This window comes from Pseudoxanthomonas koreensis (assembly GCF_010093225.1).
Taxonomy (GTDB): domain Bacteria; phylum Pseudomonadota; class Gammaproteobacteria; order Xanthomonadales; family Xanthomonadaceae; genus Pseudoxanthomonas; species Pseudoxanthomonas koreensis.
In genome coordinates, this window is the sequence record NZ_PDWM01000003.1 from 86,234 (window position 1) to 98,209 (window position 11,976).

The 11,976-nt window shown below is 72.1% G+C and carries 10 protein-coding genes, 1 pseudogene and 1 riboswitch; of the genes and pseudogenes, 5 read left to right on the forward strand and 6 right to left on the reverse strand.

Annotated features, from left to right (window positions below; genetic code table 11):
- Nucleotides 1–317: 317 nt before the first annotated feature.
- A complete protein-coding gene (locus tag CSC64_RS01920) occupies nucleotides 318–1,166 on the reverse strand; it encodes an XOO1806 family protein (RefSeq protein WP_162433678.1) in 849 nt (282 codons plus the stop codon).
- Between the two features lie 168 nt (nucleotides 1,167–1,334).
- Nucleotides 1,335–2,216, reverse strand: a pseudogene (gene hslO / locus CSC64_RS01925) (Hsp33 family molecular chaperone HslO); the annotation flags it as partial.
- 227 nt (nucleotides 2,217–2,443) lie between these two features.
- On the opposite strand from hslO, the gene mtgA reads away from it, so the two are divergent.
- From mtgA to CSC64_RS01940, 3 genes are all read left to right on the forward strand, one after another.
- Nucleotides 2,444–3,181, forward strand: a complete 738-nt coding sequence (mtgA, locus tag CSC64_RS01930; RefSeq protein WP_162433643.1) for a monofunctional biosynthetic peptidoglycan transglycosylase — start codon at nucleotides 2,444–2,446, stop codon at nucleotides 3,179–3,181.
- Nucleotides 3,182–3,320: 139 nt separating this feature from the next.
- On the forward strand, nucleotides 3,321–4,355 hold the full coding sequence (locus tag CSC64_RS01935; protein ID WP_162433644.1) for a glycosyltransferase family 2 protein: 1,035 nt from the start codon (nucleotides 3,321–3,323) through the stop codon (nucleotides 4,353–4,355).
- Nucleotides 4,315–4,743: a CBS domain-containing protein gene (locus CSC64_RS01940; RefSeq protein WP_162433645.1), complete on the forward strand. Its 429-nt coding sequence runs from the start codon at nucleotides 4,315–4,317 to the stop codon at nucleotides 4,741–4,743. Before CSC64_RS01935 ends, CSC64_RS01940 begins: the two co-directional genes overlap by 41 nt.
- 86 nt (nucleotides 4,744–4,829) lie before the next feature.
- Here CSC64_RS01940 and trhA read toward each other — a convergent pair whose 3' ends face one another.
- The 4 genes from trhA to CSC64_RS01960 form a co-directional block, all read right to left on the reverse strand.
- Nucleotides 4,830–5,507 (reverse strand): PAQR family membrane homeostasis protein TrhA, encoded by a 678-nt coding sequence (gene trhA, locus CSC64_RS01945; protein ID WP_162433646.1) that lies wholly within the window; start codon nucleotides 5,505–5,507, stop codon nucleotides 4,830–4,832.
- Between the two features lie 121 nt (nucleotides 5,508–5,628).
- Nucleotides 5,629–7,233 carry a peptide chain release factor 3 gene (locus tag CSC64_RS01950; RefSeq protein ID WP_162433647.1) on the reverse strand — a complete coding sequence of 535 codons (1,605 nt, stop codon included), beginning with the start codon at nucleotides 7,231–7,233 and terminating at the stop codon, nucleotides 5,629–5,631.
- Between the two features lie 81 nt (nucleotides 7,234–7,314).
- Nucleotides 7,315–8,247 (reverse strand): M23 family metallopeptidase, encoded by a 933-nt coding sequence (locus CSC64_RS01955; RefSeq protein ID WP_162433648.1) that lies wholly within the window; start codon nucleotides 8,245–8,247, stop codon nucleotides 7,315–7,317.
- On the reverse strand, nucleotides 8,247–9,326 hold the full coding sequence (locus CSC64_RS01960; RefSeq protein WP_162433649.1) for an NHL repeat-containing protein: 1,080 nt from the start codon (nucleotides 9,324–9,326) through the stop codon (nucleotides 8,247–8,249). The genes CSC64_RS01955 and CSC64_RS01960 overlap by 1 nt, the downstream gene beginning before the upstream one ends.
- A 106-nt stretch (nucleotides 9,327–9,432) precedes the next feature.
- Nucleotides 9,433–9,552: riboswitch (SAM riboswitch) on the forward strand.
- 190 nt (nucleotides 9,553–9,742) lie between these two features.
- On the opposite strand from CSC64_RS01960, the gene metX reads away from it, so the two are divergent.
- Both metX and CSC64_RS01970 read left to right on the forward strand, forming a co-directional pair.
- Complete coding sequence (gene metX, locus CSC64_RS01965) at nucleotides 9,743–10,663, forward strand: homoserine O-succinyltransferase MetX (protein ID WP_425501647.1); 921 nt, start codon at nucleotides 9,743–9,745, stop codon at nucleotides 10,661–10,663.
- Nucleotides 10,660–11,925, forward strand: a complete 1,266-nt coding sequence (locus CSC64_RS01970; RefSeq protein WP_162433651.1) for an O-succinylhomoserine (thiol)-lyase — start codon at nucleotides 10,660–10,662, stop codon at nucleotides 11,923–11,925. The genes metX and CSC64_RS01970 overlap by 4 nt, the downstream gene beginning before the upstream one ends.
- The last annotated feature ends 51 nt before the right edge of the window (nucleotides 11,926–11,976 follow it).

The following is an 11,976-nucleotide window of genomic DNA, read 5'->3' on the forward strand; positions in this document are numbered from 1 at the left end:
GTCATGGATGGATCGGGTCGGGGTGGCCCGATGGTAGCCGGGTATCGGCGGAAATTAAAGAGACGTTAATGCAAGGGGATGGAAATGTGATTCGGCTGGCGCCTGTTCAGGTTGGCGCGGCTTGCCGCTTCAACCTGAACAGGCGCTCCGGCAGCGTTGGCCGTTGCATGCGCGATGGGCGGGAGGCTGTCTGGCGAGGCCGGTACGACGACATGCGCAGGCACGTCCTGCCGGTGCAGGAGCCGGGTCGAGGTGGGCTTCGGTGGGGCCAGCAGGGGGCCACGGGGCCGTCCCCTGCGGGGTCCGGCAAGGCGGGCTTACAGCCCCTGTTCGTAGCGGACGTAGGGCACGGTGCCCTCGTCGGCGCCGTCGACGGACGGGGAGAACGGGTTCTTGCCGCGGGTGATGACGTTCTCGGCGCCCACGGTGAGCTGGCCGCTCCAAGGGGTGCGCCAGGTCAGGCCCAGGCCCAGACCCTCCCACTTGCCGTCCGGCTGGCCGGGGACGTCGACCACGCGGCCGACGATGTTGGCGCTGAACGCGCCGTAGCCACCGCCGACGCTCAGGCTCTTGCTGTCCCAGCGGTCGGCCAGCGCCGGCGAAGCATCGGCCAGCGGGACCAGGCGCGCCCGCGCGTAGGTGCCGGCGATGGACACGTAGGCCTCGGTGCCCAGGCTCTTCTGGCCGAACCCCTGCAGGTCGTTCTGCTCGACCCGGTCGGCGCGGGCGAAACTGCCGCCGTCGGCGCCCAGCCAGGCCGGCAGGCTGCCGTTCTGGGTGGTGCCGGCGGTCAGGCCGAAGCGGTTGCCCTGGCGGCCGATCGCGGTGGTTGCGGTGAGCCGGCGGGCCGGATTGCCGTCGCGGGCGTCGGCGCCGAGGTTGGCCAGCAGGCAGTGGCTGGCCAGGCTGTTGATGTTGGCGCCGCCGGTGCCGCTGCACAGCAGGCCCAGCGAATCGCCGGCGCCCAGGCCGAGCGCGGCATCCAGGGTGTTGTTGCCGAAGCGCCAGCGGGCGCCGGGTCCGGTTTCACCGGTGGGGTCCAGCAGGAGCACGGCTTCGACCTTGCCGCTGCCCTTGTTCCATACCGGCAGGACGGTCTGGCCCTGCGCCCCGGCAGTGCCGTGCGACTGCGCGTGCGCGCCCGTGGCCGCGGTGAGCGCGGTCAGCAGGACGGCCAGCAGTGGCAGGCGGCGCAGGGTCATGGTCGTTGTCTCAGACCGGTGGACGGCGCGGCAGTTCCCGCGCGTCGGGGAACAGCATCGTAGGCGGTTTACGAATGGTTAACAAGTCGCGTCCCTCCCCGGAACCGCCTGACCCGTTGCGTATGAAACCGGTTACTGCATGCGATCCGGCGCGGAAGAGTTCGCTGCCGGCAGCCCGAACAATACGCCGAATTCCGATGAAGGGAAGTGGTACTTCCGGCCACAGAATTCGCAGCGCACGTCGACCGCGCCAGTCGCTTCGGCGGCGGCGCGGACCTCCTCCTCGCCCAGCCCGCGCAGCATCGCTTCGACCCGCTCGGCCGAGCACGAGCAGCCGAAGGCCAGCGGCTTCTCCTCCAGCAGCACCGGCTCCTCCTCGTGGAACAGGCGGTGCACCAGGGTCCGTGGCGCAGTGTCCAGCAGTTCCTGTTCGCCCAGGGTGTCGAACAGTGCGCCGGCGCGATGCCAGCCGTCGGCGTCGCCCTCGTCGCCGGGCAGCTTCTGCAGCATCAGTCCGGCGGCGCCGCCGGCGCCGCTGGCCAGCAGCAGGCGCGTGGGCAGCTGTTCGGACTGGCGGAAGTAATCCTCGAACGCTTCGGCCAGCGAGGCGGTGGCGGCCAGCGCGACCAGGCTCTGGTAACGCTGCGGCTCGCGCGGGTCCAGGCCGGGGTTCTCGATCGTCACCGCGAGCAGGGCGTCCTCGCCCAGTTGCGACGGCGCGCGCGGCGCGTCGGCGCCGTCCTCGAGCTGGACGATGCCGCGCACGGTGCCGGCCGCGGTGCATTCGGCGAACAGCGAGCGCAGCGGGCCGGAGGCGCGCAGTTGCACCGACAGGCGGCCATCGACCTTGGTGTGTCCGGTGAACAGCGTGGCCGCGGCCAGCGCCTCGCCGAGCAGGTCGCGGGCGCCGGGCGGGTAGGCGGCGTGCGAGAGCAGTTCGCGCCAGCTTTCGTCCAGGCGCACGTGGATGCCGCGCACGCCGGCGTGGGGCAGCAGGAAGCGGCTGCGGCTGTCACGGGCGGAGGGCGGGTGCGCGGCAGGGTCGGGGCGGCCGGGACCGGCCTGGCGGAAGTGTCCATGCCACCGGTATGCGGCCGCACCGGAGGATTTGCAAGCGCGGGCGTGGCCGGTGGCGGGAGCCGTCGTTCGCGTTGCCGCCGCCGCGCTGCGGCCCGCCCGACGCATGCCACGCGGCAGCCGTTACCATCCGCTGCGTCCCCGGCATCCGCCGGTGCCGATGGATGGATGCATTGGATCCCGCCCCGCCTTCCCCGCGCCGCCGCCGGCACCGCTGGCTGCGCCGGCTGCTGTGGCTGCCGTTGCTGTTCGTGCTGGTCACGGTGCTGCAGGTGGCGGTGCTGCGCTTCGTCGATCCGCCGACTTCGGCGTTCATGCTGGCGCGGCAGGGCGAGGCCTGGCGGCAGGGCGACTGGGGCTTCCGCGTGGCCCACGACTGGCGCGATCTGGAGCACATCTCCCCGTACTTGCCGCTGGCGGTGATCGCCGCCGAGGACCAGAACTTCGCGGTCCACGCCGGCTTCGACTTCAAGGCGATCGAGAAGGCGATCGACCACAACGCGCGCGGCAAGCGCGTGCGCGGCGGCAGCACGATCAGCCAGCAGGTGGCCAAGAACCTGTTCCTGTGGCAAGGACGCAGCTGGCTGCGCAAGGGGCTGGAGGCCTGGTACACGCTGCTGATCGAACTGATGTGGCCGAAGGAGCGGATCCTGGAGGTCCACGTCAACGTGGCCGAGTTCGGCGACGGCATCTACGGCGCGCAGGCGGCCGCGCGCAGCTACTGGGGCAAGGACGCGGCGCGGCTCACACCGGAGCAGAGCGCGCGCCTGGCCGCGGTGCTGCCGTCGCCGCGGCGCTACAGCGCGGTCAAGCCTGGCCCCTACGTGCAGCGGCGCGCGGCCTGGATCCAGCGGCAGATGCGCCAGCTGGGCGGACGCGAGTACCTCGAACAGCTCGACTGAGGCGCGCAATCACACCACCGCCGCCGGCTTCGCGCTTTCGCTGGCACGACGGCGCCGCACCGGGCATCGCGACGGAACGGCGGCCTGCCCTGGCGGACGCCGCTGGCCGCGCCCCCTGCCGCTGTTTACCATCGCCGCCATGGATGCCAGCGAACCGCGACACGACCTGCTGACCGTGGTGGTGGCCGCGCGCGACGAGGCGCAGGCGCTGCCGCTGCTGCACCCGCGCATCTGCGCCGCGCTCGACGGCCTGGCCGGGCTGCGCACGCGCGTGCTGTACGTGGACGATGGCAGCAGCGATGGCACCTGGGAGGTGCTGCGCGGGATCGCGGCCTCCGATCCGCGGGTGTCGCTGCTGCGGCTGTCGCGCAACTTCGGCAAGGAGGCGGCCCTGACCGCCGGCCTGGACCAGGTGGGCGAGGGCGCGGCGATGATCCTCGACGCCGACGGCCAGGACCCGCCGGAGCTGATCCCGCAGTTCGTCGCGCGCTGGCGCGAGGGCTGGGACGACGTGTACGGCACCCGCATCGCGCGCGAGGGCGAGGGCTGGCTCAAGCGCGGCACCGCGGCGGCCTTCTACCGGGTGATGCGCCGGCTCTCGCACACCCCGGTGCCGGCGGACACCGGCGACTACCGGTTGCTCTCGCCGCGTTCGCTGGCCGCGCTGGCGCGGCTGCGCGAACGGCACCGGTTCATGAAGGGGCTGTTCGGCTGGGTCGGCTTCCGCAGCATCGCGCTACCGTACCGGCGTGCGCCGCGGCTGGCCGGGCACAGCAAGTTCGGCCTGTGGCGGCTGTGGAACTTCGCGCTCGAAGGCATCACCAGCTTCTCCACCGCGCCGCTGCGCGCGGCCACCTACGTCGGCCTGCTCACCGCCCTGGGCGCGATCGCCGCCGGCGTGGTGGTGGTGGTCAAGACCCTGCTGTTGGGCGATCCGGTCGCGGGCTGGCCGACCATGATGGTGGTGATCCTGTTCCTGGGCAGCGTGCAGCTGGTCGCGCTCGGCATGATCGGCGAATACCTGGGCCGGCTGTACGACGAGGCCAAGCAGCGGCCGCTGTACCTGGTCGACACGTGGCAACCGGCGGCCGCAGGAGTATCCTGCACGCAGGAAACCGCAGACGGAGGCGCCCATGCGCACGCTACGTCAACTGCTGGCGGACAAGCCGGCTGAAGTCCACGCAGTGGCGCCGGAGGCGCCCGTGGTCGAGGCGATCCGGCTGATGGCCGACAAGTCGATCGGCGCGGTTCTGGTGCTGCGCGGCGATACGCTCGCGGGGATCCTGTCCGAGCGCGACTACGCGCGCAAGGTCGTGCTGCAGGGCCGTTCCTCCGCCGACACGCCGGCCAGCGCGATCATGACCGCACAGGTGATCACCGTAGGCCCCGACACGCCGGTTCCGGCCTGCATGCAGCTGATGACCGAACGCCGGATCCGCCACCTGCCCGTGGTGGAGGACGCGCGCGTGGTCGGGGTGATCTCGATCGGCGACCTGGTCAAGGCAGTGATCGCCGACCAGCAACTGGAACTGGAACAGCTGCAGCGCTACATCGCCTCGTAGAGCAGGGCTTGCCCGGTTTTACGGGAGGCCCGGTGCATTCGCGTCGCACGGCCCGACCCGGCTTCCTGCGTCGTCGCTGCGTTCGTTCAGCCGTGCTGCAGGCGCGGCGCCAGCACCTGCGCGCTGACCGCGACGAAATGGCAGACGCTGCCGGCGATCACGAACATGTGCCAGATCGCATGCGAATAGCGGATCGATTCGCGGTGGTAGAAGTACGTGCCCAGGGTGTAGAACACGCCGCCGGCCAGCAGCCAGCCCAGGGTCCAGCCGTCGATCGCGTCGAGCATCGGCTTCATCGCCACCACCACCAGCCAGCCCATGGCGATGTAGATCGCGGTCGACAGCCGCTTGAAGCGCCCGGTGTAGAACAGCTTGAACACCACCCCGGCCACGGCCAGGGTCCAGATCGCGGCGAACAGGCCCCAGCCCCAGGGCCCGCGCAGGCCGACCAGGGTGAACGGCGTGTAGGTGCCGGCGATCAGCAGGTAGATCGCGCAGTGGTCGAACACCTTCAGCCGGCCCTTGGCCACCGGGTGCTGGATCGCGTGGTACAGGGTGGAGGCGGTGTACAGCAGCAGCAGCGCCACGCCGAACACGATCGCGCCGGCCAGCTGCCAGCCGTCGCCGTAGATCGCGGCCAGCGTGATCAGCACCGCGCCACCGGCGAGCGCGGCGGCGGCGCCGAAGCCGTGGGTCAGTGCATTGGCGATTTCGTCGCGCAGGTGGTGCGCGGCGTCTCGGGTGGGGGACGTGGCGGCCGGCATGGGCCGCAAGTTACTGCATGGCCGCGGCGCGCGCATCTGTACGCGTCCTGCGCGAATCGAATGGAGCATGTGCAACCAATCGCGGCACGGCCGCCCGCGGGGCGGCCGTGCCCGCACCGGTTCAGTCCACGGCCACGCTGTACGCGTGCTCGCGGGTGGCGCTGAAGCGCACGTCCGGCGCGCGTTCCTGGGCCAGCTGCAGGTTGACCCGGGTCGGCGCCAGGTAGACCAGCTCGCCGGCGGCGTCGATCGCCAGGTTCATCGCGTTCTTCTCGCGGAACTCCTCCAGCTTCTTCTCGTTGCCGCAGTGGACCCAGCGCGCGGTGGCCACGCCGACCTGCTCGAAGGTTGCGTCCACGCCGTACTCGTCCTTGAGCCGGTAGGCGACCACGTCGAACTGCAGCACGCCGACCGCGCCCAGGATCAGGTCGTTGCTCATCAGCGGGCGGAAGAACTGGGTCGCGCCTTCCTCGGACAGCTGCGCCAGGCCCTTCTGCAGCTGCTTGAGCTTGAGCGGGTCGCGCAGGCGCGCGCGGCGGAACAGTTCCGGGGCGAAGTTGGGAATGCCGGTGAAGCTCAGCGATTCGCCCTCGGTGAAGGTGTCGCCGATGGAGATGGTGCCGTGGTTGTGGATGCCGATCACGTCGCCCGGGAACGCCTCGGTGGCGATCTCGCGGTCGGAGGCCATGAAGGTCAGCGCGTTGGCCAGCTTCACCTCCTTGCCGCTGCGCACGTGGAAGGCCTTCATCCCGGCGGCGAACCGGCCCGAGCACACGCGCATGAACGCGACCCGGTCGCGGTGCTGCGGATCCATGTTGGCCTGGATCTTGAACACGAAGCCGGTCAGCTTGTTCTCCTGCGGCGCGACCTCGCGGCCGGTGGTGGCGCGCGGCTGCGGCGGCGGCGCGTGCTCGACGAAGAAGTCCAGCAGCGGCTGCACGCCGAAGTTGTTCACGCCCGAGCCGAAGAACACCGGGGTCTGCTCGCCGCGCAGGTAAGCCTCCTTGTCGAACGGATGGCTGGCGCCCTGCACCAGCTCGAGCTCGTCGCGCAGGTTGGCCAGCATCTGCGCGCCGATCTTCGCCTCCAGCCCCGGTGCATCGAGCGAGGGGAAGATGGTCGAGTCCTGGCGCGTGAAGTTGCGGCCCTGCTCGTACAGGTGGACCTCGCCGGTCAGCAGGTGGACCACGCCCTTCAGCCGCTGGCCCATGCCGATCGGCCAGGTCACCGGCGCGCACTGGATGCCGAGCACGGTCTCGACCTCGTCGAGCAGGTCGATCGGGTCCTTGCCCTCGCGGTCGAGCTTGTTGATGAAGGTCATGATCGGGGTGTCGCGCAGGCGGCACACCTCCATCAGCTTGATCGTGCGCTCCTCCACGCCCTTGGCCACGTCGATCACCATCAGCGCGCTGTCCACCGCGGTGAGCACGCGGTAGGTGTCCTCGCCGAAGTCGGCGTGGCCGGGGGTGTCGAGCAGGTTGACGATGCGGCCCTCGTAGGGGAACTGCATCACCGAGCTGGTCACCGAGATGCCGCGCTCCTTCTCCAGCGCCATCCAGTCCGAGGTGGCGTGGCGGGTGGTCTTGCGCGACTTCACCGAGCCGGCCATCTGGATCGCGCCCCCGAACAGCAGCAGCTTCTCGGTCAGCGTGGTCTTGCCGGCGTCGGGGTGCGAGATGATCGCGAAGGTGCGCCGGCGCGCGGCTTCGGTGGAGACTTCGGACATGGGGGCGGGCGCCGGGTGGCGCGCTGTCGGGCGGAAAGGCGGCGATTATACGGGACCGGCCGGCGCGGCCCGGTCCCCGCGTCAGCGGCCGGCGCCGTCCGCCTCGCGGGCGAACTTCAGCTCGCCCTGGGCGCCGAACATGCGGACGGGGATCGCCTGCAGGCGCATCCCGGCATTGACCTGGACCACGAAGTGCAGGTGCGGCGCTGTGCTGAAGCCGGTGTTGCCGGACAGGCCGATGCGCTGGCCCTGGACGACCCGGTCGCCGACCCGCACCTGTACGCCGTCCGGCTGCAGGTGGCCGTACAGCGCCATGCTGCCGTCGTCGTGCAGGATCCGGACGTGGTTGGCGCGGCCGCCGTCGCGCTCGGGGTCCAGGCCGCCGCGCTGGAAGTCCGCCTGCACCTGCAGCACCGTGCCGCCGCGTGCGGCCAGCACCGGGGTGCCCTCGGGCAGGGCGAAATCCAGCGCGTAGAAATTCTGCGCATCGTCGTGGCTGAAGCGGCCGCCGAAGGCCTGGTCCACGCGCACCCGGCCGTGTTCGAACGGCACCCGGTACGCGAAGTCGGACGGCCGCGCGCGCGGGTCGCCGGGCACCTGCTCCAGCACCGCTTCGAAGGCGTCGGCCAGGCGCGGGTCGAGTGCGTACACCCGTGCCACCACCTCGCTGGCCCCGGCACCGACCACCCGGCGTGCCGGCAGCGCCGGCACCGGCTTGAAGTTCCCGGCGCCGCGCAGCGAAAGCTCGACCTGCACCGGCCCCGGGGCGCGGTTCTCGGCGACGACGTCGTAGTGGCTGCCGCGGGGCTGCAGGCGCAGCGCGACCGGATCGCCGGACACGGGCCGGCAGATGGCGCGCGCACCTTCCACCGCCGGGGCGGGCGGCCGGTCGGCAGGCGCGGGCGTGGCCTGGGCGTGCGGGCGCGGCCAGACGCGCGCAGCCTCGGCCGGGATCGCCGCCGCGACGGCCAGCGCCGCGGCGAGCAGGCATCCGGTTGCCCGCGCGCAGTGCATCAGCGGCAGGCCGGTGCCAGCTGCAGGCGCCGCGCGACGCGGCCCAGGTCGAAGGCGGCCACCGCGTTGTCCGCGTGCAGGGCGAACAGCACCCCGCGCCGGAACCGCGGCGTCGCCGCCCCATGCAGCGCCCCCCCGTCGGTGAGCGCGGTGCGGCGGCCGCTGAAGCCGCCCGCCGGCGTCAGCGTGCTCCGTTCGAACAGGCGGAAGTGGGTCGGGTCGGTCTGGTCGGCGGCGATCCAGTAGCCGGCTCCGGGGCCGCAGTCCCACAGCGCCACGCCCTCGGCATCGTCTTCGAAGGTCGGCAGGCTGCGGCCGAGGAAGCGCCCGTCCAGCGAGTACTCGCGCAGGGTCGAACCGGTCCGCTTGTCCTCGTCGGCGACCAGCAGCTGCCCGTGCGCCGGGTCGCCGGCCAGCGACTCGACCATGCGCAGCGCGCCGGCCTCGCCGGTGTCGCCGAACGCGCCCAGGTACTCGACCTGCAGCTGGCCATCGGCATCCACCGCCACCCGGTAGCGCTTGACCCGTTCGGCCAGGCGCTCGGTCGGTGGCAGCGTCGCGGTCGCGAAGTCGGCCATGAAGCTGTCGGTGACGTACGCGGTGACCGCGCCATCGGCGGAAGTGTCCAGCCAGATGCCATAGGGCAGCTGCAGTTCGCCGGCACCGAACTCGCCGACCGCGGCGAAGCCGGGCAGGCGCAGCACCTGCACCCGGCGGCCGTCGCGTTCGACCACGAACAGCAGGTCGCCGGACACGGCCACGCCATTGGGCCGGCGGTACTGGCCCGGGCCGATACCGGGGCCGCCGGAGCTGCCGATGCGCACGCCGCTGTCGCCGTCGAACAGCAGCAGGCGCTCGCCCTTCTTGGCGGTGGCCAGCAGCCACGGGCGGCCGTCGGCGGCGGTCCAGATCGCGAGCGAGTCCAGTTCCTCGCCGGGCATCGGCGCGGAGATCCAGGTTTCGGGGACCACCGGCAGCGCCGGCGGGGCGGCGGCTGCGGTTGCGGCGAGGGCCAGGCCGGCCGCGCAGGAAAGCGCGCGGGCGCAGGGGCCGCGCAGGAAAGGGGGGAGGCGGGGCATGGGCGCGATTATCGGCCGGGACGCGGCGGAAGCGGTAGCCGAAGTAACCATCGCTCCATCCGGATGAAACGATTGACAGGGGTTCCGGGCGGCTGGCAATCTGCACGGGCCATCGAGACCGGCGGAGGGACAGGCCCTTTGATGCCGGGGCAGCCAGCGGACGCGCAAGCGGCCGCGTTGGTGCCAAATCCTGCGGGGACCCCAGCGGTCTGCCGGAAGATGGTTCGTACCGTGCCACGCACGGCGAACGCGGGCCCCGCGAAGGCTCGATGGCGGTTTTCCCCCTGGAACCCGCCATGACCCTCGTGAACGCCGCCCTGCAGCCCGAAGCCCCCGATTCCTGTACCGGCCAGCCGTCGCCCGGCGCGGCCGCGCCGCCGTCCGCGCAGCGTGGCGAGATCGCGCCGGCGCTGCCGATGCGCCACGCCGGCGTGCGCCAGGTGCTGCTGCGCTACGAAGTGCAGGGGCCGGCCGGCGCGCCGGTGGTGTTCATCGCCGGCGGCATCTCCGCGCACCGCCATGCCTCGGCCAGCGCAGCGTTCCCGGAGGCGGGCTGGGCCAATGCGCTGGTCGCCGCCGGGCGCACCCTGGATCCAGCCAGCCACCGCATCCTCGCCTTCGACTACGTCGGTGCCGACGGCCGCCTCGACGCGCCGATCGACACCACCGACCAGGCCGACGCCATCGCCGCGCTGCTCGACGCGCTCGGGATCGAACGGCTGCAGGCCTTCGTCGGCTATTCCTACGGCGCGATGGTCGGGCTGCAGTTCGCCGCGCGGCATGCTTCGCGCCTGCAGCGGCTGGTCGCGGTCAGCGGCGCGCACAAGCCGCATCCCTACGCCTCGGCCTGGCGCGCGCTGCAGCGCCGCGCGGTCGCGCTCGGCCAGCTGCAGTGCGCCGATGCGCAGGGCCTGGCGCTGGCGCGGCAGTTCGCCATGCTCAGCTACCGCACGCCGGAGGAATTCGGCGAGCGCTTCGACGCAGCGCCGGAGATCGTCAACGGCCGCGTGCGCTGCGCCGCCGAGGACTACCTGGACGCGGCCGGCGCGCAGTACGTCGCGCGCACCCCGGTCACCGCCTACCTGCGCCTGTCCGAATCGATCGACCTGCACCGCCTGGAGCCGTCCGCGGTGCAGGTGCCGGTGAGCGTGGTCGCGGTCGAGGGCGACCGCCTGGTGCCGCTGTCCGATTCGGTGACATTGGTCGAGGGCCTGCACGGCCGCGGCCAGCTGCGCGTGCTGCGCTCGCCGTACGGCCACGACGCCTTCCTGAAAGAAACCGACCGCATCGACCTCATCCTCGCCGCCGTCCTGCGCGGCACCGGAGCCACGCCGTGAGCAAGCCCACCGCCGCCAACGACACCGCCTGCCGTCCCGCCACCGCCGCCGTGCGCGCCGGCATCGACCGCGACACCGCGCATGGCGCGGTGGTGCCGCCGATCGTGCTGTCGAGCAACTTCAGCTTCGACGGCTTCGGCAACAAGCGCCAGTACGACTACACGCGCAGCGGCAACCCGACCCGCGACCTGCTCGGCGAGGCGCTGGCCGAACTGGAAGGCGGCGCCGGCGGCGTGGTCACCGCCACCGGCATGGGCGCGATCACCCTGGTGCTCAATGCGCTGCTGCAGCCCGGCGACCGCCTGGTGGTGCCGCACGACGCCTATGGCGGCAGCTGGCGCCTGTTCAACGCGCTGGCGGCGAAGGGCCACTTCGAACTCATCACCGCCGACCTCACCGACCCGCGCTCGCTGGCCGACGCGCTGGGCCGGTCGCCGAAGCTGGTGCTGGTGGAGACCCCCTCCAACCCGCTGCTGCGGATCACCGACCTGCGCTTCGTGATCGATGCCGCGCACAAGGCCGGCGCGCTGGTGGTGGTCGACAACACCTTCCTCTCGCCGGCGCTGCAGAAGCCGCTGTCCTTCGGCGCCGACCTGGTGCTGCATTCGACCACCAAGTACGTCAACGGCCACAGCGACGTGGTCGGCGGCGCGGTGGTGGCGCGCGATGCGGAGCTGCACCAGCAACTTGTGTGGTGGGCCAATGCGCTGGGCCTGACCGGCTCGCCGTTCGACAGCTTCCTGACCCTGCGCGGCCTGCGCACGCTGGATGCGCGCATGCGCGTGCACCAGGAGAACGCGGCCGCGATCGCCGCGCTGCTCGATGGCCACGCGGCGGTGGAGAAGGTGTACTTCCCGGGCTTGGCCTCGCATCCGGGCCACGCCGTGGCCGCGCGCCAGCAGGCCGGCTTCGGCGCGATGCTCAGCTTCGAGCTGCGCGGTGGCGCCGATGGTGACCAGGAGCGCGCCGTGCGCGCCTTCGTCGATGCGCTGCGCTGGTTCACCCTGGCCGAGTCGCTGGGTGGCGTGGAAAGCCTGGTCGCGCATCCGGCGACGATGACCCACGCGGCGATGAGCGCGGAAGCGCGGGCCAAGGCCGGCATTTCCGATGGCTTGCTGCGCCTGTCGATCGGCATCGAGGCGACCGAGGACCTGGTCGCCGACATCGCCGCCGCGCTGCGCGCGGCCGAGGCCGCGGTCGCGGCACAGGGCGTGCCTGCGCAACAGGCCGCGCCTGCACGACAGCAGTGGGTGGATGCGTGAGCGCGGTCGCCGGCCTGCGGCCACGGCGTGCGGGTGCGGCGCCGGGTCGCG

What these genes read in the sequence shown, in the direction of transcription:
- mtgA (WP_162433643.1), top strand. Translation starts at nt 2,444, where the DNA reads ATGGATGCATTGGATCCCGCCCCGCCTTCCCCGCGCCGCCGCCGGCAC.
- CSC64_RS01935 (WP_162433644.1), top strand. Translation starts at nt 3,321, where the DNA reads ATGGATGCCAGCGAACCGCGACACGACCTGCTGACCGTGGTGGTGGCC.
- CSC64_RS01940 (WP_162433645.1), top strand. Translation starts at nt 4,315, where the DNA reads ATGCGCACGCTACGTCAACTGCTGGCGGACAAGCCGGCTGAAGTCCAC.
- trhA (WP_162433646.1), bottom strand. Translation starts at nt 5,507, where the DNA reads ATGCCGGCCGCCACGTCCCCCACCCGAGACGCCGCGCACCACCTGCGC.
- CSC64_RS01950 (WP_162433647.1), bottom strand. Translation starts at nt 7,233, where the DNA reads ATGTCCGAAGTCTCCACCGAAGCCGCGCGCCGGCGCACCTTCGCGATC.
- CSC64_RS01955 (WP_162433648.1), bottom strand. Translation starts at nt 8,247, where the DNA reads ATGCACTGCGCGCGGGCAACCGGATGCCTGCTCGCCGCGGCGCTGGCC.
- CSC64_RS01960 (WP_162433649.1), bottom strand. Translation starts at nt 9,326, where the DNA reads ATGCCCCGCCTCCCCCCTTTCCTGCGCGGCCCCTGCGCCCGCGCGCTT.
- metX (WP_425501647.1), top strand. Translation starts at nt 9,743, where the DNA reads ATGCGCCACGCCGGCGTGCGCCAGGTGCTGCTGCGCTACGAAGTGCAG.